The 21,670-nt window shown below is 59.4% G+C and carries 18 protein-coding genes; 9 read left to right on the forward strand and 9 right to left on the reverse strand.

Going from position 1 to position 21,670, the window contains the following annotated elements:
• Window positions 1–14 precede the first annotated feature (14 nt).
• Entirely contained in the window at window positions 15–872 is an 858-nt protein-coding gene (locus HDC32_RS01250) for an SDR family oxidoreductase (RefSeq protein WP_237683084.1), read from the forward strand.
• 78 nt (window positions 873–950) lie between these two features.
• Complete coding sequence (locus HDC32_RS01255; protein WP_145338173.1) at window positions 951–1,457, forward strand: nuclear transport factor 2 family protein; 507 nt, start codon at window positions 951–953, stop codon at window positions 1,455–1,457.
• Window positions 1,458–1,516: 59 nt separating this feature from the next.
• Here the strand turns inward: HDC32_RS01255 and HDC32_RS01260 are convergent, their stop codons facing one another.
• Window positions 1,517–2,911 (reverse strand): heavy metal sensor histidine kinase, encoded by a 1,395-nt coding sequence (locus tag HDC32_RS01260; protein WP_145338172.1) that lies wholly within the window; start codon window positions 2,909–2,911, stop codon window positions 1,517–1,519.
• Window positions 2,884–3,579 carry a heavy metal response regulator transcription factor gene (locus HDC32_RS01265; protein ID WP_092398187.1) on the reverse strand — a complete coding sequence of 232 codons (696 nt, stop codon included), beginning with the start codon at window positions 3,577–3,579 and terminating at the stop codon, window positions 2,884–2,886. Before HDC32_RS01265 ends, HDC32_RS01260 begins: the two co-directional genes overlap by 28 nt.
• A gap of 216 nt (window positions 3,580–3,795) precedes the next feature.
• Between HDC32_RS01265 and HDC32_RS01270 the strand changes: the two genes are divergently transcribed.
• The 4 genes from HDC32_RS01270 to HDC32_RS01285 all read left to right on the forward strand — a co-directional run bounded on the left by HDC32_RS01270 (window position 3,796) and on the right by HDC32_RS01285 (window position 7,208).
• Window positions 3,796–4,407, forward strand: a complete 612-nt coding sequence (locus HDC32_RS01270; RefSeq protein ID WP_184742150.1) for a hypothetical protein — start codon at window positions 3,796–3,798, stop codon at window positions 4,405–4,407.
• 71 nt (window positions 4,408–4,478) lie between these two features.
• Window positions 4,479–5,102: a cytochrome b/b6 domain-containing protein gene (locus HDC32_RS01275; protein WP_145338170.1), complete on the forward strand. Its 624-nt coding sequence runs from the start codon at window positions 4,479–4,481 to the stop codon at window positions 5,100–5,102.
• The gene (locus tag HDC32_RS01280; RefSeq protein ID WP_145338169.1) at window positions 5,095–5,862 is read left to right on the forward strand and encodes a molybdopterin-dependent oxidoreductase; all 768 of its coding nucleotides are present in this window, start codon (window positions 5,095–5,097) and stop codon (window positions 5,860–5,862) included. The genes HDC32_RS01275 and HDC32_RS01280 overlap by 8 nt, the downstream gene beginning before the upstream one ends.
• Before the next feature lie 953 nt (window positions 5,863–6,815).
• On the forward strand, window positions 6,816–7,208 hold the full coding sequence (locus HDC32_RS01285) for a RidA family protein (RefSeq protein ID WP_184742152.1): 393 nt from the start codon (window positions 6,816–6,818) through the stop codon (window positions 7,206–7,208).
• 154 nt (window positions 7,209–7,362) lie between these two features.
• Here HDC32_RS01285 and HDC32_RS01290 read toward each other — a convergent pair whose 3' ends face one another.
• The 5 genes from HDC32_RS01290 to HDC32_RS01310 form a co-directional block, all read right to left on the reverse strand.
• Window positions 7,363–8,304 carry an AraC family transcriptional regulator gene (locus tag HDC32_RS01290; RefSeq protein WP_184742153.1) on the reverse strand — a complete coding sequence of 314 codons (942 nt, stop codon included), beginning with the start codon at window positions 8,302–8,304 and terminating at the stop codon, window positions 7,363–7,365.
• Between the two features lie 26 nt (window positions 8,305–8,330).
• A complete protein-coding gene (locus HDC32_RS01295) occupies window positions 8,331–9,164 on the reverse strand; it encodes an oxidoreductase (protein WP_145338166.1) in 834 nt (277 codons plus the stop codon).
• An 802-nt stretch (window positions 9,165–9,966) separates the two neighbouring features.
• Entirely contained in the window at window positions 9,967–10,530 is a 564-nt protein-coding gene (locus tag HDC32_RS01300; RefSeq protein ID WP_126570222.1) for a cytochrome b, read from the reverse strand.
• A gap of 82 nt (window positions 10,531–10,612) precedes the next feature.
• Window positions 10,613–12,067 carry an aldehyde dehydrogenase family protein gene (locus HDC32_RS01305; RefSeq protein ID WP_184742155.1) on the reverse strand — a complete coding sequence of 485 codons (1,455 nt, stop codon included), beginning with the start codon at window positions 12,065–12,067 and terminating at the stop codon, window positions 10,613–10,615.
• A 27-nt stretch (window positions 12,068–12,094) separates the two neighbouring features.
• Window positions 12,095–13,471: an aspartate aminotransferase family protein gene (locus HDC32_RS01310; protein ID WP_145338163.1), complete on the reverse strand. Its 1,377-nt coding sequence runs from the start codon at window positions 13,469–13,471 to the stop codon at window positions 12,095–12,097.
• Between the two features lie 210 nt (window positions 13,472–13,681).
• On the opposite strand from HDC32_RS01310, the gene HDC32_RS01315 reads away from it, so the two are divergent.
• Complete coding sequence (locus HDC32_RS01315; protein WP_099491959.1) at window positions 13,682–14,698, forward strand: helix-turn-helix domain-containing protein; 1,017 nt, start codon at window positions 13,682–13,684, stop codon at window positions 14,696–14,698.
• Here the strand turns inward: HDC32_RS01315 and HDC32_RS01320 are convergent.
• Both HDC32_RS01320 and HDC32_RS01325 read right to left on the reverse strand, forming a co-directional pair.
• Complete coding sequence (locus HDC32_RS01320; protein ID WP_184742157.1) at window positions 14,646–16,784, reverse strand: methyl-accepting chemotaxis protein; 2,139 nt, start codon at window positions 16,782–16,784, stop codon at window positions 14,646–14,648. The genes HDC32_RS01315 and HDC32_RS01320 overlap by 53 nt on opposite strands.
• 128 nt (window positions 16,785–16,912) lie before the next feature.
• On the reverse strand, window positions 16,913–18,406 hold the full coding sequence (locus HDC32_RS01325; protein WP_184742159.1) for an MFS transporter: 1,494 nt from the start codon (window positions 18,404–18,406) through the stop codon (window positions 16,913–16,915).
• Window positions 18,407–18,714: 308 nt separating this feature from the next.
• On the opposite strand from HDC32_RS01325, the gene HDC32_RS01330 reads away from it, so the two are divergent.
• A complete protein-coding gene (locus HDC32_RS01330) occupies window positions 18,715–20,163 on the forward strand; it encodes an APC family permease (protein ID WP_184742161.1) in 1,449 nt (482 codons plus the stop codon).
• Between the two features lie 81 nt (window positions 20,164–20,244).
• A complete protein-coding gene (locus HDC32_RS01335) occupies window positions 20,245–21,666 on the forward strand; it encodes an aldehyde dehydrogenase family protein (RefSeq protein WP_167655328.1) in 1,422 nt (473 codons plus the stop codon).
• The last annotated feature ends 4 nt before the right edge of the window (window positions 21,667–21,670 follow it).

The following is a 21,670-nucleotide window of genomic DNA, read 5'->3' on the forward strand; positions in this document are numbered from 1 at the left end:
TAATTGAACGGCCAATGTTCATTTATGGCAGTGCCGCTCAGCGCCTGACTCCTCTCAAAATGGCCGCATTGTGGTTCCAGTCGATCCACACAACCAAGGCTGAGGAGTCAGATATGTCAGGTAAATTCGCTAATCAGGTTGCAGTCGTCACCGGCGCATCCACCGGGATCGGGTTTGCGATTGCGCAGGGTTTGATTGCCGAGGGAGCCAAGCGTGTTTACATCACTGGGCGTTCTGCAGCCACGCTGGAGGCGGCGGTGGCCAAGCTTGGCGATAGAGCGGTCGCGGTCATTTCCGATGTCGCCCGCCAGGCTGATCTCGATAAGCTCAAGGCAATAATCGAAGCCCGCAACGATCAGTTGAACTCTGTGTTCGCCAATGCGGGTATTTGTGAAAAAAATCCGCTGGGCGAGACCACCGAGGCGGCTTATTTCAACATGTTCGACATCAACGTGAAGGGCGTTTTTTTTACCGTCCAGACGTTGATGCCGTTGTTGAAAAATGGCGCTTCGATCGTGTTGACGGCATCTATTTGCTCCAGCAATGGGATGGAAGGGCTGAGTCTCTACAACGCTTCCAAGGCTGCAGTGCGGTCCTTCGCAAGGACTTGGGCCAACGAACTCAAAGATCGCAAGATTCGAGCGAATGTTCTGAGCCCTGGCTTCACTCGCACCCCTCTGATGGATAACGGCTTGAAGATGAGCGAAAGCGACATTGTCGCGCTGCGCCAACATGTCGAGCAGATCACTCCGCTGGGGTATATGGCCCAGCCTGAAGAAATCGCCTCCTCAGCGCTGTTCCTTGCATCCGCCGATGCGAAATATGTCAACGGTGTGGAGCTGATGGTCGATGGCGGCCTGTCGCAGATCTGAGCACTTGCTCAACCGTAGTGCAGCCCTCGCAGAGGGTTGCTTTGTCGCTTTTGCGAAGCCTCAGCAGGAAACCTCCTCATGAACATTGAAGAATTGACCACCCGACTGGACGCCCTGGAAAGTCGCGCCGCCATCGAGTCGCTGATCAGCGCCTACGCCAATGCCTTCGACCGCATCGACGTGTCGCTCCTGAGCGGTATCTGGCACGAGGAATCGACACTGGATTTACCAGGTTTCGGCAATGCCCAAAGTCGTGATGAAATCCTCGCGATGGCGCAAAACAGCTGGCGCCAGATGCCACATATGCACCACTGGATGGCCAACCCGTTGATCGAAATCAAAGGTGACAGCGCGATGGGTACGGTGGCTGCGGATTGCCTGTTCCATGACATTGAAAAAGGCCCGGTTCAAGTCAGCGGGCTGTACTACGACAGGTTTGAACGTCGGGACGGAAAATGGGCGTTCCTGTCACGTCGTTTTGAACTGCACTTCCTGACACCGTTAAATGATTGGGTACCCATAGCCGGCGAAGAAACGTATGCGCCGATCGAGCATCGGAGCCTGAGCAAGCCCTCAGAAAGTTGACCTGCTCGCATGACTTTCAGTGAGGGCAGCGAACGACAAGTGCTGCCCGTTGATATCGTTCAAGCTCCAGGGAATGACAGCGAAAAACGGATAATCCCAGGCTTTGGCTGTTCGACACGCACGTGACCTCCATGCAGTTGCATGATTGCCACGACGATGGCGAGGCCAAGGCCGTAGGAGTCGGAGTTCTGCTGGCGAGACGCATCGCCGCGGTAAAAACGGTCGAAGAGTTTGCCCAGGGTTTCGTCGCTCAGTACAGGACCTTGGTTCTCCACTTCAATCCGCGCACCGCTGTGGGAGTCCGTCACCCGCATCACAATCTCGGTGCCCTCGTAGGCGTAGCGAATCGCGTTCGCCACCAGGTTGCTCAAGGCTCTGCGCAGCAGCAATGGATCCGCGAGCACGTTGCCATCGCCTGTTATCTGGAAGCTCATTCGCCGCTCTTCAGCCAAGCCTTCAAAATATTCAGCAATGCGCTGAGATTCGTCATGCAACGATAGTTGTTGGCGCTCCACCACCGCTTGCGCTTCATCGGCGCGCGCAAGGAACAGAATGCTTTCGACGATGCGCGAGATCCGTTCGAGCTCTTCAAGGTTTGAAGCGATCAGTGCCTGATAGTCGTCCTCGCTGCGCCGCTGGCGAAGGGCGACCTGACAATGCCCCATAAGCGACCCCACCGGCGTGCGGATTTCATGGGCAAGGTCAGCGGAAAATTGCGTCAATCGCTGATAACCCTGGGCAAGGCGATCAAGCATTGCGTTATAGGCGTCACTCAGCTGTTGCAGTTCAACCGGCGTATCGGCGCTGTCCATGCGGCTGTGGAGACGCTCGGGTGTGATGGCTGCCGCATGGGCGGCCATTTCGCGCAACGGACGCAGCCCTCGGCGCAGTACCAGGTAGCCCAGCAAGGCTGTCGCCAGAAAGGCAAGAGCAACGGCCAGGTAGATGCGTTCGCGATACGCCGCGAGCATAGCCATTTCCTTGCCCATGAGGTGTGCGGCTGTCAGTCGGACTTCACGTCCACCAGACGTCGTGACGACGGTAGCGGCGCGCAGCATTGTTCCCGAGTCGGTCACGCCGCTGCGCAGATCACTGACGCTCAGCTTTGTATTCTGGCCGATCACAGGCAGTTCAGGCAGCGTGACGTTGAGTGGATTTACCTGGATTACCGGTTGCTGCCCGGGTTCTTCAATGATGAAGATGTCGTCTTCGCTGTCGAGCATGTTCTTGAAAATCTGTGGGCTGTCGCGCAGCTTCTCGATGGCGAGCTCGTAGTGCAGCAGCTTGCGAAAGTGCTCCAGACGGCCCATGACCGCATGATCGCTGTACACCAAAACCGAGGCTTTCATCGTCTGATACAGGTAAACGCCCGCACCGGCCACGGCGAGCATCGCTACCATGGAAAACGCCACGGTCGACCGCAGGGTCAGAGAGGGTTGACGTCGGGTCCGCATGGCCTCACCTCGCAGACATAGCCGATACCGCGAATGGTATGGATCAACTTGATCGGGTAGGGCTGGTCGACCTTGTTGCGCAGGCGCTTCACCGCAACGTCCACCACGTTAGTATCGCTGTCGAAATTCATGTCCCAGACTTCCGAAGCGATCTGTGTCCTGGACAGCACATCGCCTGCCCGACGCAGAAACAGATGCAGCAGGGCGAACTCCTTGTTGGTCAACACGATTACCTGCTGTTGGCGTGTAACGCGACGCCGCACCAGATCCAGCTCCAGGTCGGCGAGGTGAAAATGGTCGGCTTCGCGAACTACACCGCGACGCAAAATGGTGCGGATGCGTAACAGCAGTTCGGTAAACGAAAAAGGTTTGACCAGGTAATCATCGGCGCCCAGTTCCAAGCCGCGAATGCGGTCATGCAATTGGTCGCGCGCGGTGAGGAACAGTACGGGAACGTCTTGTCTGGCGCGCAACAGCTCAATGATCTGAAACCCGTCAATCCCAGGCAACATCACATCCAGTACGATCAGGTCGTAGGTTGTATGCAGGGCCATGTGCAGGCCGTCGGCACCGTGCTGGGTCCAGTCGACGTTGTAACCGGACTCGCCGAGCCCCTTTTTGAGGTACTCACCTGTTTTGGTGTCATCTTCAATCAGCAGGATATGCATCGTGAGGTGCGCTCGGGTCTCTTCATGACGGGATTCAGCCCGCGACATCGGTATCTCGGTTGTGCAGTGTAACGGGATGAGCGGGCGCAGTCGGTTACATTTCTGTCATTCATGGGCAGGGGCTGGCGAATGACAAAAATATCATTCGGCGGTCATCGTGACGTCCCGGTCTGCGGACGAGGATGGCGGCACATCAACCCATGAGGAATTGTCGCCATGCAACTCAAACACGCCCTGTCTACCACGTTCGGTTTGTTGATGCTCAGTGCCGCCGTCATTGCCACCGCGGCCGACATGCCGGTAATCAAACCACTGCGTGGCACGGTGGAAAGTGTCAGCAACAATACGCTGACATTCACTGTCCGCTCGGGCGCTAAGCAGACTATCGGACTGACTGACAAGACCAGTATCAACCGGGTATCGAAGGCCAATATCGACTCGATCAAATCCGACAGCTTCATTGGCTCGGCGGCCATTCCGCAGACCAACGGAACATTGAAGGCGCTGGAGGTCACGGTATTCGACGCCAGCCTCAAGGGCAGTGGCGAAGGTCATTACGGCTGGCAGAACGCGGATGGCAGCACAGGCACCATGACCAACGGTACCGTGGGGAAGCTGTCCAAAGCTGACGGTCGCACATTGACCGTCAACTACAAGGGCGGCGAGAAACAAATCGTCGTACCGGATGATGTGCCAATCGCCTACGTCGAGTCAGGCAAAGCCGATGAACTGGTCAAAGGCGCGAAAATTGTCGTGTTCCCGGCTGCGGATGGAACCACCGCGCGTGGCATTGCGGTTGGCAAGGATGGCTTCCAACCACCGATGTAATCACCTGAAAAGGCAGGGGCGCTGCCGTCTGGCAACGCTCCGCTCCATGGATGGTTTGCAAGGGGAACCACGTGAGACAGAAAAAGCTTCATCCCTGGCCGGTTCGCCTCACCCACTGGCTCAACGCCGTTTGCATGGTCTGCATGTTCATGAGCGGTTGGTCCATTTACAACGCCTCGCCACTGTTCAGCTTCAGGTTTCCGGTGGCGGTGACCGTGGGCGGATGGCTGGGCGGGTCGCTGGCCTGGCATTTCGCATTCATGTGGCTGCTGCTGATCAACGGCGCAATCTATGTGCTGTACGGGTTGGTCAGTCGCCATTTCAAACGCGAGCTGCTGCCCGTCGGGCTTGCCGCCTTGAAGCATGATTTTACGGACGCTTTGCGCTTACGGCTGGTGCATGAACAGGGTGTCTACAACACAGTGCAGCGCCTGATGTACTGGATCGTGCTGGCGGCAGGCGCACTCGTCGTCATCTCGGGCGTAGCGATCTGGAAACCCATTCAACTTCAAGAGTTGGTCGCGCTACTGGGCGGCTATGACATTGCACGTTATGTACATTTCGGGGCGATGGCGATGATTGCTGCATTCGTCGTGATTCATCTGATCTTGGTGATTTTGGTACCGAAAACCCTGCTGCCAATGATTACGGGTGGAGTGCGGTCTCTTGATGCCGGGGAAAATGGCCATGACTGAACTTAGAAAAACTGTTCAGCGCGTCAGGCTTGAACCTGCGCAACAGCTTGAACTGGAAAACATTCAGCGCCGGCATTTTCTTCGGGCCGGCCTGACGGTGGGCGCGATGTCGATGCTGACCGGTTGCAACCTGCAGGACGGCGATCAGGTCGACAAAGTACTTTGGGCCATGTCGCGCTGGAACGACCGGGTCCAGGCGTGGCTGTTCAGCGGACAGAAACTGGCACCGACCTTCACCCGCGCCCAGATCACTACGCCGTTTCCGTTCAACGCATTCTATGGTCAGGACGATATCCCTGAGGTGGACCTCGCCAGTTACTCGCTCGCCGTCTCCGGCCGGGTCAGGGACAAGGCCCCCTGGACACTCGAAAGCTTACGCAAACTGCCGCAACGTAGCGATATCACCCGTTTGATCTGTGTTGAAGGCTGGAGCGCCATCGGGCAATGGGGAGGTGTACCGCTGAAAACCTTCCTGGAACACATCGGCGCCGACACCACAGCGAAATTTGTCGGTTTCAAATGTGCTGATCGTTACTACTCCAGTCTGGACATGCCGACGGCCTTGCACCCACAGACACTGCTGGCGCTGGATTACACCGATGTCGCGTTGCCGCCCGAGTACGGCTATCCGCTGCGGGTTCGAGTACCCACCAAATTGGGGTTCAAAAACCCCAAGCATGTTGTCGAGATTTTCGTGAGCAACGACAACCCCGGTGGGTATTGGGAAGACCAGGGATACAACTGGTTCAGCGGGATCTGATGGCGCAAAAACTGAACAGCCACGCCAGGAATGCTGGCGAGACTCATGACACCAGACCTGATATGAGGCGTCCCCATGACCGATATATCTGCGGTACCGCCAACTTCATCAGTGTTGCCGACTTCGGGAAATAAGAAGTCGGCAACGGCCCATGGAGCAGATTTCCAATCCCAATTGCAGGCCCAGTCCAGATCATCTGTGCAGGAGCCGGCTACAACCCGGGCTCATCTGTTATCGGAATCGACCACAAACCTGTCATGCCGGCCGGAGATACGAGCACTGCTTCAATCGTTGGCACGGCGCGGGAACGCCGACGGTGCTTTCAGCAGACCAGGCCGATCATTGCCATGTACGCGAGCCAGCGGCCTGGATATCGCGGACTTCAACTTCCCTGATCGAAACGTTCTGGAGAGCAGTGAGGTTATTAAACACATCTGCGGAAGTGAGGAGGGTAGACGGCCCTACTCAAAGTCCTTTGATGAGCGAATCGTGTGTACTTTCAATGGCGAGGAAAGCGAATTCTCTTCTGACGTGATCTGCAAAGAGGGATTGAATGCGTTCGCTACCGCAGTGGCTCTTTCCCCAATAACCCTCACCTGGTTACCGATTGAGATTGTTAGAGCACCGCTACGGTCGACTGGCATACGAATTTTCCGCCGTCGCAAGTCCTCTTCAGTCGACAGCCACCTTCTCGACAAGTCAATTTCAGAGTAAAGGCGTTAAACGGGCGGATCTCGATAGCTCTTTCGCCGCGTGGCTAGTATTTCTATGGATACAGCAGCTAAGCCAATGCTCGCCTTTATTTATTAGTGGTCTGTCGTTCGCTTACTGGCCCGGATTGCTAGAGTGGCGAATGCGGTTTTATGAGGCTGGGTTGACCCGTGGCCCGAGTGGGCGCTGTTCTGGCACGTGAGTTAGCTTTCGTATCCGTTTATATTTTGGGCTCCACAACCATGACTGATCGTCAGCTCATTGTTCCAGAAGGCATGAGATTGCTCTGCGAACATGCTGGTTATGCACCAGCTGTAAAGGTAGGAAAGACTCTATACTGCGCTGGCCAGGTAGGCCGGACGCCGGAATTATCAGTTATCGAAGACCCAGAGCAGCAGTTTTTGGCAGCATGGGACAATCTTCGGCTCGTCTTGGAGGCCGGCGGCTGCGAATTTGAAGATGTCGTCGAAATGACAACTTATCACGTCGATATGCACCGCCACATGCCAATTTTTAGACACGTGAAGGATAAAGTCTTTCCTCGGAGTACTTGTGCATGGACATGCATAGGTGTCGGTGAACTGGCTCGCCCCGGCCTTCTCGTGGAGATCAAATGCATCGCCGTAGAGCGATAACTTTTCTGATAGGCACCTGAATATACAAGTCCTGGATGGGTGTTCATCTATGCGGCAGCAGATGTGAAACTTCACTCGCCCGCTGTGTCGGCAGGCACGCCATCCGCACGTTCCCAAGCCTACTGGCGACGGGCAAGGCAGGATTGTTTGAAGCTCAGTGTGATGACACGAAGGGCGAAGGGGTTGTCGGTGCCGGCAACGCATAAGCCTGCTTCATCCACGCCACCTCCGCTATTGGCGTGCGTCCAAAGAGGTGCTTGAAATCGCGGCTAAATTGCGAAGCACTTTCATAACCCACCAGAAATGCCGACTTGGCCGCTGTCAGGTCGTTACGCAGCATCAGTAATCGCGCTTGATGCAACCGCGTCGACTTGAGGTACTGCATAGGCGAGGAATCGGTCACCTTGCGAAAATGTAGATGAAAGTTAGGCACGCTCATCTGCGCTTCCTGAGCGAGGATTTCTACATCCAGACGCTCTTGGTAACAGCGGTGGATTTTGTGAATGGCGCGCGTCACCTTGCCGAACTGACCCTGCTGTGCGATAGCCGCGCGTAGGGTGCCGCCTTGTTCGCCAGTGAGGATGCGGTAGTAGAGTTCGCGCAACATCGCTGGTCCGAGGATTTGCGCGTCGGTGCAGTCGCCCATGACTTCCAGAAAACGCAGGGTTGACTGGCGCAGCGGTTCGTCCATGGGCGAAGCGTACATGCCCATAGGCTGAGCCACGCCGATGTTCCATACCTCATCTACCTGCTGAATCAGCTCGGCGGCCAGATTGAAATCCAGACGTATGTACACCGCCAGCATTGGCTCCGCCTCGCTAGCGTCGGTCTCCATTGTAAAAGGCACTGGCACTGACACCACCAGATAATGCTGGGCGTCATAGATGTAAACTTCATCACCCAGATAGCCGCGTTTCTGCCCCTGACAGAGGATGACGATGCCCGGTTCATATAAAACCGGCGTGCGCGTCAGCGGCCGGTTGGAACGCAGAAAACGCACATCATCCAGCGGACTCAGGTTGTAACCCTCCAGCGGTGCAAGCTGGCCCATCAACTGCACCATACGCGCAGTGCTAGGGTTCTTGGGCTTCGGCATCGATTGCACGTTCTCCACTGTTATGCTCAGCCGTCCGTGGAACAACTCAGCGCTTCCCATTGCTCAATACTCTCCGCCGTCCGGTGCAACTTGTCACGCACCAGAGCCAGGGCGTCGCTGCCCAGCAGCAGTTGAGCCGGCGGGTTAGGGCTGGTGATAATAGTCATCATGGCGCGTGCGGCTTTCTGCGGGTCGCCCAGTTGAAGGCCGCTTTTTTCCTCACGGGCTTTTCGCACCGGGTCGAAGGTCGCATCGTAGTCACTGATGCTGCGCGGCGTACGCTGCATCGAACGACCTGCCCAGTCCGTTCGGAAAGACCCCGGCGCCACGGCCGTTACAAAAATATTGAAGGGTGCAAGCTCCTTGTTCAACGTATCAGAGATGCCCTCCAGGGCAAATTTGCTGCCGCAGTAGTAAGCAATACCTGGCATGGTGATATAGCCACCCATGGATGTGATATTGAGGATATGCCCCGCCCGTCGCTGGCGAAAAAAGGGCACAAACGCCTTGGTCATCGCCACCGCGCCGAATACATTGACGTCGAACTGACGGCGCATTTCCTCCAACGACGACTCCTCGAAAACCCCTTCGTGGCCATAACCCGCGTTGTTAACCAGCACGTCCACCGGGCCATACTGATCCTCAACAGCGGCGACGACGGCGTCGATGGCATTAAAGTGGGTAACGTCCAGCACCACGCCATGGGCTCTCTCAGGCAAGAGCGTTTGGAACGTTGCCAGAGAGGATTCGCTGCGAACAGTGCCGATCACTCGATGGCCCTGAGCGAGAGCTTCCTTAGCCAGGGCCTGGCCAAAGCCGCTACTAACGCCCGTGATAAAAATGGTTTTTTCTGCACGCATGGGGCGCACTCCTGAATATATAAGGTCAGGCTATGCTAGGGCGCAGAGTGGTTGGGAACTATGCCTGATTCGATTTTAGTATTGCCTGATTCTATCGGAGTGCTCGGCGAGCAACCTCAAATCTAGTGGAAAAAAACGAGGCCAAAGGAAGAAAAGCGACGGGCTTATTTACCTGCACTAATGTCTGCTTCGTGTCGCAAGTCGTTTTTCGGTAACGTTGATGTGCATGCGGTCTGGCCGAGGGTGTCGCACCTGCGCTCCAAGGTTTTCGCATTGGCAGTAAAGGCTATGCGCGCAGTTAATCGCTGAACGGATCGAACATCAGGTGTCGGAACCATTTATTGACGGGGCCCGTTTGCATTTGCTGGGCCAAAATAAGTTGATGGCGATTTCGGTGAGGCAGCGGGACTGGCGGACTTGGAAATAAAGGATCTCCATGCCCATGAAAAGCCAGAAATGCTCAGCTAAACAGCCTGCCCGACAACGCCTAAAGACTCTCAGGATCGCCAAAAAACATTTCGACTGGGCTCTAACTCGGTAGTTTCAGTTTGAAAAAATCTTAATATGCCCCCAATTTTGCCCCCACTCAGACGCCGTACATAAGCGATCACGAATGGCGATTCCTGACGAAATCCAGTATGGCTCTGGATGGCTTTCGGTGTACGCCCAAACTGGGTACCGGCGGCAGTCCTGTCAACGCAAACTCATCAATACCGATTTGCTCTGTGCTGCTCAAGTCGACCCGTTCAGCGAGCGGTCGGGTCGCCAAGTTGTAAACAAACTCACCGGTCGCCTCATCCCGTCAGAGCATGCGGCGCAACACGTCGTTGCGCGGGTCGCGGTCGTAGAAGCGATGCTTGAGGGCGCCCGCCACATGCAGCACGATCAGGACCAGCAACGTATAGGCGAGGACTTTGTGCAGCCATTGGAACACCGCGAACCAATCGTCATTCTTCGGCAACAGCTCCGGCAGGTTAACCCCAAAAAAGAACACCCCATCGCTCATCGTGTAGGTGCTCGACATGGAGTAGCCCATCAACGGCACGATCACCAGCAGCACGTACATCACGCGCTGGGTCAGGCGTGACAGGAACCGTTCATACCCCGCCAGGGTTTCCAGCGGCTGCGGCAGCTTGGGGGTGCGAAAACGCACGGCGAGCTGAGTCAGGACCACCAGGAACGTCAACACCCCAAAGGACTTGTGCCACGGGTAATAGAGCTCGTATTTGCTCGCCACTTCATCGTTCATGCCGGTCATGTGCCAGCCGACCCACAGCAGGCCCAGGACGAGCACGGCACGCACCCAGTGCAACACGCGCAGGGAGGTCGGGTACCGATCGATTGTCGGTTGATCTATTGGGTTCATATCAGGCTCTCCACGGAGCGATGCACGGTTGAATGGCCACCCTCAACGTTGGAGGGTGGCTCGGTCGGGGTAGGCGCTGCACTCAGGCCGGCAGTAGCACGGTGATGACTTTCTCCTCGGTGTAGGCCAGTGCGCCGCTGAACCCACCTTCACGCCCGATACCGCTGGTCTTGACGCCGCCCCAGGGTAGGTTGGCGTCCAATGGGCTCCAGCAGTTGATGCCCACGGCGCCGGCTTTCACCGCCGCGGCGACACGGTGCGCTTTGACCAGGTCGCTGGTCCAGACCGTGGCCGCGAGGCCGTAGCTGCTGTCGTTGGCCAGGGCGATCGCTTCGTCTTCGCTGTCGAACGTAATGAGGGTGCCGACGGGACCGAAGATCTCGTCCCGGGCGATTTCCATGTCGTTACGAGCGTTGGCGAAGATCGTCGGACGCACGAACCAGCCCTTCTTAGGCGCCGAGACGCCGCCGGCGAGCAGTGTGGCGCCTTGGTCGATACCCAGCTGTATGTAGCGGTTTACGCGATCGAATTGCGCCTTCTTGGCCACTGGGCCCATCTGTACGCCGGGCTCGCGAGGGTCGCCCACGGTCACCGCCTGTGCGGCCTCGGCCAGCGCGGCGCCGAAGCGTTCGGCGATGCTGCGCTGCACCAGGATTCGCGAGCCGGCCGCACACACCTGGCCCAGGTTGGCGAACAGACCGAGCGTACAGCCGCGCAGGGCGTCCTCGAAGGAGGCATCGTCGAACACAATCTGCGGGCTCTTGCCGCCCAGTTCCAAGGCCACGCGTTTGAATAGCACGCCAGCCGTGCGCTGGATCTCACGGCCCGCCTCGGGGCTGCCGGTGAAGCTGATCTTGGCGACATCCGGGTGTTCGCACAGGGCGCGACCGACCTCGTTGCCGTAGCCGGTGACCACGTTGATCACGCCGTCCGGGAAGCCCGCTTCCTGCGCCAGCAGCGCCAGGTGCAGGGCCGACTGCGGGGTTTCTTCCGATGGCTTGACCACCACGGTACAGCCTGCCGCCAGTAATGCGGCGAGCTTCCACACCGTGATCATCAGCGGCGAGTTCCAGGGCACGATGGCACCGACTACGCCCACGGGCTCGCGTACCGTGTACGACAGGGTTTTGGTGCCGAAGTAGCCACCGGTGGGAATGGTGCGACCTTCAAGCTGGTTGGCCCAGCCGGCGGCGGCGCGCAGGTTGGCAATCGCGTTGGGCAGGTCCATCCGGCGCGGTTCGATCGGCGAGCGTCCAATGGCGTCGGCATCCATATCGGCCAGCAGCTCGGTGTCGCGCTCCACCAGGTCGGCCAGTTTCGACAGCAGTCGGCCACGTTGGGCACCGTCGAGTTGGCTCCACTCACCGTCTTCAAGTTGCTGGCGCGCAGCCGACACGGCACGGTCCACGTCCTCACTGGTGCCACGCGCGGAGCTGCAGTACACCTGTTCAGTCACGGGGTTGACCAGGTTTATACGACGACGGTCGAAGGCTTCGCACGACGCACCTTCGATGAAATGATTCAAGTGCTCAGTCATGTTGCGGTCCTCCAGTAATGGACAAGATCATGCTTTGAGGGAAGCCAGGGCGTCGCCGAAGATGTCCAGTGCCTTGAAGAACAGTTCGCGGGATATCGTCAGCGACGGCATCACACGCATCACGTTGCTGTAGCGGCCACAGGGAATCATCAGCACGCCGTGGTTGAGCAGATAGCCCATCAGTTGGCCGATCTTCTCGCCCGCCAGGGGCGCCTTGGTGAGCGGGTCTTCGACCAGTTCGATGCCGATCATCAGGCCGCGCCCGCGCACTTCACCGACCAACGGGCTGTTGAAGCCACGAATATGCGCCTGTGCCTCCAGCCCCAGCGTGTGGGCGCGGTTGAGCAGGTCGAGTTCAGGATCCTGCAGGATACTGATGTTGGTCAGAGCCACGGCGGCCGACAACGAGTTGGCGGCGAACGTGTTGGGCATGGAACCGTCGGGGATTTTCGCTGCCAGGTCCGAGCGCATGATCAGGCCGGCCATGGGCAGGTCGCTGCCGATGCCCTTACCGAAGGTGAGCATGTCGGGCTGCACGCCGGAATGTTCGACCGCCCACATTTTGCCGGTGCGCCCCGCGCCGGACTGCACTTCATCGACGATCAGCAGTGTGCCGCTGCGGTCGCAGGCCTTGCGCAGCAATTGCAGGAATTCCGGCGATGGGGGCACGTAGCCGCCTTCGCCCTGTACCGGTTCCACGATCACGGCTGCCACGTCATCGGCGGCGGTGTAGGGAGTGTTCAACAGGTAGTCGATGTACTCGCCGGCGATCTGCTCGGCGCTTTTGTGGGTGGTGTCGAAAGGGAAACGGTAGGCGTAAGGGTAGGGGGCGTGAATCACGCCACCCATTTGCGCGCCAAAACCTTTGCGGTAGGCCGTGCCAGTGGTCAGCGAACCCGAAGCGTTCCACACGCCATGGTATCCGCCGTGAAAGGCGATGATCTGGTGCCGCCCGGTGATGCGCTTGGCAAACTTGATCGCCGCTTCCAGTGCATCACTGCCGCTTTGTGTGAAGAAGGTGATGCAGTCGCCACGCAAACCCTCGGGCGCGATTTCGGACAGCTTGGCGGCCAGCTCGGTACGCCGGGTGCTGTTGATTTCCAGGGCATGCATCAGCACTTCGGACTGTTCGCGAATCGCCTGCACCACTTTGGGGTGGCAGCGGCCTACGCTGCTGACACCGACGCCGGCGGACAGGTCGATGTAGGTGTTGCCGTCCGGGTCCTTGAAGGTTGCGCCGAAGGCTCTGTCCATGGCGATCGGCATGCGTCCACCGCCGCGCGCCATCGACTCGGTACGCGCCGAAAGCGCCAGGGCCTCGCACGTTTTGGGGCCGGGGAGCGTGCTGGAGGTGATGTGCGGTGCATCGGCGAAATGCAGGGCTGCAAGCTTGGCTTCACTCATGACGGATTCTCTGCGATGTTGATTGATGTGGCCTGATCATCTACGCGACGCGGGTAAGGCTGGTAGCCCGAATCGGCACATGTGGGGCGCCGACGCAGGTGAGGCGGCGTGAACTGAAGCTTTCACGAAATTTGCATTAATTGCGCTATGTGAGAATATCTATAAATAAATCGACCTTAAAATAAAAAATATCCGAGGGTATCGCTCATTATGAGAAATAACAGCGTCGGTCATTTTAAGGATGTTCACGTTCATGCGGCCAACGTGCAGCAGTGGAACCAGGACTACAGCCAGTTAACCGCCGGTTCGACCGAGAGTTCGCTGATGCAGTTGACCACCGGCGGTTGCCACGTTTTCCTTGAGCAGATCAACCAGCGTGTCGTGCAGCACGGTGTCGCGCCGCGGGGCAAGATGTGCTTCGCGGTGCCGATCAACGTGCCCGGCTCGATGCGAATGCAGGGGCGCGAGGTGGACGACAGCAGCCTGTTCTTTCTGCGCGGTGGCGAGGAGTTCATGTTTCATATGCCGATGGGCATGCAGCTGCTGTCCATCACGTTCGAGCGTGAATTGTTCGAGCAGGCGCTGGCGCAAACCGCGTCGGCCAAGGATGTGAGCCTGTTGCTGCGTCAGCCGGTGATCAGGGTTTCCAGCCAACGTTTCGCCGATGCCCGTCGGCGCTTGCTGGCGGTGTTCGCCCAGGCGATGGCCAGCGATGCTCACGACAGCGCACAAGAGCGGCAACACGACGAGGCGCTGGAGCAGGCCATGCTCAGCGAGTTGATGCAGCTCATGACCGATCCGGCCTGCGATAAGCAGCAGCGCACGAGCAGTTCCACGCGCAGTTTTATCGTCGAGAAATGCCACCGCATGGCGACCACCGGGCTGTTCGACGTGCCCAGTGTGTTCGAGCTGTGCGAACGCCTCCAGATCAGCCGGCGCACGGTGCAGAACAGCTTTCGCGCCGTGGCCGAGACCACGCCGCTGAACTACCTTCGCTGTGTGCGGCTCAATGGCGTACGCCGCACCTTGATGTCCACCCAGGCCGCGCATCTCTCGATTGGCGATGCCGCGGCCCAGTGGGGGTTCTACCACCTCAGCCATTTTGCGGCTGAGTACCATGCGCTGTTCGCCGAATTACCGTCCCAGACATCACGCGCCGCCATACCGCCGTGTGTTACACGCGGAACTGATCCATCAGCTTCATCTGTTGATTGGCCCGCGCGTTGAGCTGACTGCTGATCTGCGCCGACTCGGCGGCCTGTTCCGTCAGGGTCTCGGTCACGCCACGGATGGTCGAGACGTTGCGATTGACCTCTTCGGCCACCGCACTTTGCTCCTCCGCCGCGCTTGCAATCTGCAGGTTCATGTCGCTGATCACCGTTACCGCGTCGCTGATCTTGCCAAGCGCCTGCACGGCCTGATGAATCTGCCCGGCGTTGTCCTGGGCGAGCGTCTGGCTGGAATGCATGGTCGCCACCACGCCCCGCGTGCCGGTTTGGATGCGTTCGATGACCATGCGGATTTCCTCGACGGAATCCTGGGTGCGCTTGGCCAGGTTGCGGACTTCATCGGCCACCACCGCAAAACCCCGGCCGCTTTCCCCGGCACGCGCCGCTTCGATCGCAGCGTTGAGTGCCAGCAGGTTGGTTTGCTCGGCAATGCTGCGGATCACTTCCAGCACCGAACCGATCTGCTCGCTGTTGACCGCCAGGGCTTCGACTTCCGTCACGGCCTTGCTGACCTCGCGGGCCAACGCATTGATGTCCTGGGTGCTGCGCTCGATAAGGGTGATGCCATCCCTGGACGCCTGGTCGGCACCGCGTGCTGCCTGGGCGGCATTCGAGGCGCTGCGGGCGACTTCATGGGCGGTGGCGCTCATTTCGTTGGAGGCGGTTGCCAGTTGATCGATCTCGCGAAATTGCACCTGCATCCCTTCACTGGTCAGCCGCGCAATTTCCGAAGACTGGTCGGCGGTGCCGCGCGCATCGGTAATGCTCTGCTTGATCTGCGCCACAGTCGGCTGCAGTTTGTCGAGGAAACGGTTGAACCCGTTCACCAGTTCGCCCAGTTCATCTTTCTTGCGGTAGTGCAGGCGTTGGGTCAGGTCGCCGTCGCCACTGGCAATTGCCTTGAGCATCTGCGCGACACTGTTGATCGGGCGCGTCACCCCGGAGGCAGTGAACCAAATGAGCAGCAGGCCCAACAGCCCGGAGCCGATGGCCACCAGCAATGACTCCAGCGTGTCGCGGGTTTGGGTCTGGTCAAGCACGGTCTGAAGCGCTACCGAGTCGGCCAGCAAGACTTGTTTGGGCAAATCAATGACCACCCCCCAAGCTGGCGCGTCGGGGATTGGTGCGACGGGGTAGACAGCGCGGATCAAATCATTCTGGGCCAGTACCAGCGGTTTTTTTTGCGTCAATGCCGCAAGTATCGCCTTGCTTTCCTCGCCCAATGCGACGTTGAGCGGCTTGGCAACCTGGGCGACATCCTTACTGTAGGCCGCGAGCACGCCGCTGTCGGACACGATCAGCATGCTTCCCGAGCCGTTGAACAGCATGCGCTGGGCATCGTTTGCGGCCGCTTGCAGGGCGCCGAGTGCGAGATCCACGCCGAGGGCGCCGATCACCTTGCCATCGGCAATCAACGGTATCGACAGCGTGGTCATCAGTTGTACCTGCCCGGCCTGGGTGTCGGCATAGGGCGCCATCAGGCAGGTGCGCCGTGTGTCTCGCGGGCAGGTGTACCAACTGTTGTAGGGGGTGCCGCTGATGCTGAGCTCGGTCTTCTGCAAATCGCTTTCGGGAATCAGTATGTTCACCGACTCGCCAGCGCCCCGGTTCCAGGCACTGGCAAAGCGGCCGGTTTCGTTGGAGGCGCGCTCGGCGTCGTTGGCGAATGCGCTGTCTTGACCCTCCAGCGCATTCGGCTCGAAAACCAGCCACAGCCCGAGTATCTGCGGATTGCGCTCGAAGGTTGCCTTGAGACTCTGGTTCAGCTCCTCACGCAACGTCGCGGCCGGCAAGCCGCGCTGCGCGGCCATGTTACGCAAATGTGCTGCCTGGTCGGACAGGGCGGTAATGAGCAGCAGGCTGTTGCCGAAGATCCGCTGCAGGTTACCCGTCTGCTCGGCGGCCTTGGCCAGCAGCAGGGTCTCGCCGCTCTCGGTGAGCATCTTGCTGCTGGACGTACTGATCAACCGGTTGTTCTGGTTACTCTGATAGAGGTTCAGGCTGACGATCAGACCGATTACGCCCAGAAGGCACAGGCCGGAAAGCAGGATGATTTTCAAACGGATGGAGAGGGCGTCGAGCATCGGAGTATCTCGCAGGTGAACAGCATGCTTGTTGACCATCAGTTGGCCCGGGCCACTGACTTCTTATTGGGTATGTCGTATATCGGCCGGTCTCGGGTGTTAGGGAGGCCGGTTCGGTAATTCTCTCGTTATCGCGCTATGACGGCCGTCTGCCCGCTGAACTTGACCAGCAGCGCCGCAACCAACAACAGGGCTGTCAGCACCGCGAGCACCGCCACGAAGCCGGCATCGAACGCCGAACGTGCCAGCCCCGTCAGCAGCGCCGCGTCATCGGTCGATAACGTTGCAGAGACCAGCAGCGCGTCGTCCAGGCTCTCGAACGTAAAGGGGTTCAGGCCCAGCCGCGGCGGGATCGTCAGGCTGACACACCCGGCATAAATCGCCGACAACAGGCTGCCTGCCAGCGTCACCCCGGCGGCACCGCCCAGCTCGAAGGAAACCTCCTCGATAGACGCGGCCATGCCGGCCTTATCGGTGGGGACGCTGAGCATGATGGTGCTGGAAGCTGCCGTCAGCGCCGCGCCCATGGCCATGCCCAGTAGCGCAAGGCTGGCAACCTGCAGCGGTACCGCCGCGTTGCACAGCAACACGTACGCCAGCATGCCGGTGGCCGAGAGCAGCAGGGTCCAGAACAACATGCGTCGATTGCCCAGGCGTGACAGGTAGTAGCCGGCCAGTGGCCCGCCAACGAAGGAACCCAGTGGCAGCGGCAGGATAAACAGGGCCGCCTGCAGGGGGGACATCCCCAACACCAATTGCAGGCGCTGGCTGAACACTAGCTCCATGCCGATAAACGCGGCGGCTGAGGCGAGCGCCGCAATCACGGCATTTCTGAACAGCGGCATGCCGAACAGCGACAACTCCAGCATTGGCTGCGCGACGCGGCGCTGACGTCGAATGAACAGTGTCATGAACAACGCCCCCAGCAGTAGCGCCACCAGTATGGCCGCGAAGGAGGGCGACCGTTTGCCGAGTTCCTTGACGGCATAGGCCAGGCTGATCAACGCGATCATGACCTGCAGCGACCCCAGCCAATCCCAGTGCCGCTGGGCATTGCCCGGATGAGCGTGGATCAGCATCGCCCCGAACAGCAGCGCCGCCAGCACAATCGGAACGTTGATCAGAAACACCGAGCCCCACCAGAAATGCTCCAGCAACAAGCCGCCCACGACCGGACCGAGCGCCGCACCGCCGGAGGCCACCGACGCCCAGATACCAAATGCCATGGCCTGTTCGCGCTCGTCGCTGAACGTCAGCCGGATCAGGGCCAGGGTGGCGGGCATCATCATTGCCGCGCCGACGGCCAGGCCACCACGGGCGCCGATCAATACATTGGCCGAGGGCGAGAATGCAGCGATGAGCGAGAACAGGCCGAACACACTCAACCCGCCGAGGAACAGCCGTTTGTGCCCCAGGCGATCACCGAGCGTGCCCATGCCCAGCAGCAGGCCGGCGGCGATCAGCGCGTAGATATTGATAATCCAGAGCTTTTGCGAGGCCGTGGCGCCGAGCTCGCGGGTCAGGGTGGGCAAGGCGGTGTACAGCACGGTCATATCAATGACGATGAGCAGCAATGCGCTGGAAATAATGGCAAGGATCAGCCAGCGGTGCTTGGAGGGCATAGTGTGGGCTCGATAATTGAATGGCCAACGCCGGCAACTTCAGGTCAGCCAGGCATAGGACGGGTGAACCTAGCATGCACGAGCGCACACCCGCGCCGTTATCCCAAATCGGCGGGGGAATAAGTCGGCCCTGACCTGTTTTGGGGCGCTGACCGCGATGTTACCGATTTGGGATAGCGAGGGTTGCGTGGGCGGGCATAGGATCGAATCCAGCGTGCAACCTCAAGAATAAAAGCGCTACCCGGCACCGATAGCGGCTGGATCGGGGCCACCCCACAGCGACTGCCTCATACAATAAGGTCAAGAACATGAGTGTAACTATGCCGGTCAACAGCTCTACAGAGCTCAAGCGTGGCGCCCTGGGTGTCGGCTTCATCATCTTCTTTGTGATTTCGGCGGCAAGTCCGCTCAGTGTGATTGCCGGTGGGTTCCCGATCGGCATCATGCTGGGCAACGGTGCCGGCACCCCAGCGTTACTGCTGCTGGCATTGCTGGTGCTGTTGGCATTCTCGGTGGGTTACACCACCATGTCCCGCCACGTCACCAACGCCGGCGGTTTCTACGCCTTCACCTCCCGTGGCCTGGGCGGCCTGGCCGGCGGCTCGGCGGCAGTGCTGGCGATGTTCGCCTACAACATCTTGCAGATCGCCCTGTATGGCATGTTCGGTGGTGTGGTCGCCGGTACCATGGAGAGCATGGCGGGCGTGATATTGCCTTGGTGGTCCTATTCGCTGATGGCGATGGCCAGCATTGCATTTCTCGGCTATCGCAATATCGACCTCTCGGCGCGGGTATTGTCGTTGGTGGTGATCGCCGAATACCTGGCGATCCTGATCCTCGACTTTGCCATTCTGAAAACCGGGGGTGACAGCGGAGTCAATCTTGACTCATTTACCAGTCAGCATGTGTTCAGCGGCACTCCGTCCATTGGTCTGCTGTTCTGTTTCGCCGCCTTCATCGGCTTCGAGGCCACCACTATCTACGGTGAAGAAGCGAAAGACCCGAAGCGCACCATCCCAATCGCGACCTACAGTTCGGTGTTGCTGATCGGTGGGTTCTATGCGCTGTCGGTATGGTCGATGGTCGTGGGAGTGGGCGCAGACAAGATCGTGCCGATGCTGCAAGCCATGCAAGACCCCACCACCTTTATCTACGGCATGTCCGATCACTTCGTCGGCCCGCACCTGACCCTGGTCATCCGCGTGCTATTCATGGTCAGCATCTACGCCGGGCTGTTGGCGTTCCATAACGCCGCAGCGCGCTACTTCTACGCCATCGGCCGTGACGGCTTGCTGCACAGCGTGCTGGGCACCACCCACCGCGTGCACCAGAGCCCGCACATGGGGTCTGCTTTGCAGAGCCTGATCGCGGCCGTGGTGGTATTGATCTTCGCCGCGATGGACGCCGACCCGATCCTGCAACTGTTCGCCTGGTTCTCCAACCTGGCAACCCTGTGCGTGATCCTGCTGATGGCGATGACCTCGATCGCAATCTGCGTGTATTTCCATCGGCACCCCGAACTCAAAGTCGGCCTGCTGCGAGGGCGCATTCTGCCGGTGGTGTCGTGCCTGGCATTGCTGAGCGTGCTCGTACTGGCGGTGGCGCATTTCGATGTGCTGACGGGGGCCAGCCAGCTCTTGTCCTACAGCTTGTGCGCGGTGATTCCCGCAGCCCTGCTGGGCGGCCTGTATCTCGCCGCGCGCCTGCGCAAGGTGTCGCCGCAGCGGTTCCTGGCCCTGGGCAGTCACAAACTCTAAGGCCTGGTTCGAAACCTCTCTCCTGTGAATTGTTCACTGCCGTTGTGCGGCAGGGCTCGTCTGCGTTAAAGGAAATTGCATATGCACCATTACAAGATGCTCATCAACGGCGTTTCGGTTGCCGGTGAAAACGGCCAGTTTGACGTGATCAATCCGGCCACCGGCGCCGCATTCGCCCAATGCCCGGCCGGCTCGCTGTCCCAGTTGGACGAGGCGGTGGCCGCCGCTCAGGCCGCTTTCAAGACCTGGCGCCACAGTACCCATGGGCAGCGCTGTGAGCACCTCAATGCGATTGCCGATGCGATCGAAAAGGACGCTGATGCACTGGCCCGGCTGATCGTGCAGGAGCAAGGAAAACCGCTTGAGCTGGCGTTTTCCGAAGTCATGGGCGCCGCCGCCTGGACCCGCTACGCCGCCGGGCAGGAGATCGCCGTGGAACTGGTGGAAGAAACCCCGACCCAGCGCATCGAACTGCACCGCAAGCCCTTGGGGGTGGTGGCGTCCATCACGCCGTGGAACTGGCCTTTCATGATCGCCGTGTGGCACATCATGCCGGCGCTGCGCGCGGGTAACTGCGTGATCAGCAAGCCATCGAGCCTGACGCCGCTTAGCACGTTGCGCCTGGTCGAAATTATCGGGCGCCATGTGCCACACGGTGTGATCAACTGCGTGACCGGCGAGCAGGGTTTCGGCAGCGCGATCACGTCGCACCCGGGGATCCAGAAGATTGTGTTCACCGGCTCCACCGCCACCGGCCAAAGCGTGATGCGCGGGGCCGCCACCAACCTCAAGCGCCTTACCCTGGAACTGGGCGGCAACGACGCGGCGATTGTATTGCCGGGTACGTCGGTGGAGGAGGTGGCCGAAGAGATCTTCCAGGCCGCCTTCCTCAACATGGGCCAGACCTGCGCCGCACTCAAGCGCTTGTACATTCACGAATCCCAGTACCAGGCGTTTGCCGAGGCCCTGACGCGGATTGCCGAGCGCCAGGTGGTCGGTGATGGCCTGGAGCCCGGCGTCAACTTCGGCCCGGTGCAGAACCTTGATCAACTGCAACTGGTGGACGCCCTGATTGCCGACGCGCGGGCACACGGTGCGCGGGTGCTGTGTGGCGGCGCACGCCTGGATCGCCCTGGGTTCTTCTACCCGCCCACGCTGGTGGCGGATGTGACCGATGGCCAGCGTCTGGTCGATGAGGAACAGTTCGGGCCGGTATTGCCTCTGATCGCTTATCAGGATGTCGAGGATGTGCTGCGCCGCGCCAATGCCGGCGACATGGGCCTGGGCGGTTCTGTCTGGGGCCCGGACGTTGAGCAGGCGCAGGCATTGGCCAGCCGTCTGGAGAGTGGCGTGGCCTGGGTCAACTGCCACGCGCGCATTCAGCCGAACACGCCGTTCGGCGGCAGCAAGATGTCCGGCTTCGGCGTCGAGTTCGGCCTGGAAGGGTTGCTGGAATTTACCGGCCAACAGTTGCTGTTCGTCAACAAGCGCGCAGCCGAATAACGCC

The organism is Pseudomonas sp. JAI120 (assembly GCF_014207255.1).
Classification (GTDB): Bacteria; Pseudomonadota; Gammaproteobacteria; order Pseudomonadales; family Pseudomonadaceae; genus Aquipseudomonas.

What these genes read in the sequence shown, in the direction of transcription:
- HDC32_RS01305 (WP_184742155.1), bottom strand. Translation starts at nt 12,067, where the DNA reads ATGACTGAGCACTTGAATCATTTCATCGAAGGTGCGTCGTGCGAAGCC.
- HDC32_RS01325 (WP_184742159.1), bottom strand. Translation starts at nt 18,406, where the DNA reads ATGCCCTCCAAGCACCGCTGGCTGATCCTTGCCATTATTTCCAGCGCA.
- HDC32_RS01265 (WP_092398187.1), bottom strand. Translation starts at nt 3,579, where the DNA reads ATGCATATCCTGCTGATTGAAGATGACACCAAAACAGGTGAGTACCTC.
- HDC32_RS01330 (WP_184742161.1), top strand. Translation starts at nt 18,715, where the DNA reads ATGAGTGTAACTATGCCGGTCAACAGCTCTACAGAGCTCAAGCGTGGC.
- HDC32_RS01315 (WP_099491959.1), top strand. Translation starts at nt 13,682, where the DNA reads ATGAGAAATAACAGCGTCGGTCATTTTAAGGATGTTCACGTTCATGCG.
- HDC32_RS01290 (WP_184742153.1), bottom strand. Translation starts at nt 8,304, where the DNA reads ATGCCGAAGCCCAAGAACCCTAGCACTGCGCGTATGGTGCAGTTGATG.
- HDC32_RS01280 (WP_145338169.1), top strand. Translation starts at nt 5,095, where the DNA reads ATGACTGAACTTAGAAAAACTGTTCAGCGCGTCAGGCTTGAACCTGCG.
- HDC32_RS01260 (WP_145338172.1), bottom strand. Translation starts at nt 2,911, where the DNA reads ATGCGGACCCGACGTCAACCCTCTCTGACCCTGCGGTCGACCGTGGCG.
- HDC32_RS01285 (WP_184742152.1), top strand. Translation starts at nt 6,816, where the DNA reads ATGACTGATCGTCAGCTCATTGTTCCAGAAGGCATGAGATTGCTCTGC.
- HDC32_RS01255 (WP_145338173.1), top strand. Translation starts at nt 951, where the DNA reads ATGAACATTGAAGAATTGACCACCCGACTGGACGCCCTGGAAAGTCGC.
- HDC32_RS01320 (WP_184742157.1), bottom strand. Translation starts at nt 16,784, where the DNA reads ATGCTCGACGCCCTCTCCATCCGTTTGAAAATCATCCTGCTTTCCGGC.
- HDC32_RS01300 (WP_126570222.1), bottom strand. Translation starts at nt 10,530, where the DNA reads ATGAACCCAATAGATCAACCGACAATCGATCGGTACCCGACCTCCCTG.
- HDC32_RS01250 (WP_237683084.1), top strand. Translation starts at nt 15, where the DNA reads ATGTTCATTTATGGCAGTGCCGCTCAGCGCCTGACTCCTCTCAAAATG.
- HDC32_RS01335 (WP_167655328.1), top strand. Translation starts at nt 20,245, where the DNA reads ATGCACCATTACAAGATGCTCATCAACGGCGTTTCGGTTGCCGGTGAA.
- HDC32_RS01270 (WP_184742150.1), top strand. Translation starts at nt 3,796, where the DNA reads ATGCAACTCAAACACGCCCTGTCTACCACGTTCGGTTTGTTGATGCTC.
- HDC32_RS01295 (WP_145338166.1), bottom strand. Translation starts at nt 9,164, where the DNA reads ATGCGTGCAGAAAAAACCATTTTTATCACGGGCGTTAGTAGCGGCTTT.
- HDC32_RS01310 (WP_145338163.1), bottom strand. Translation starts at nt 13,471, where the DNA reads ATGAGTGAAGCCAAGCTTGCAGCCCTGCATTTCGCCGATGCACCGCAC.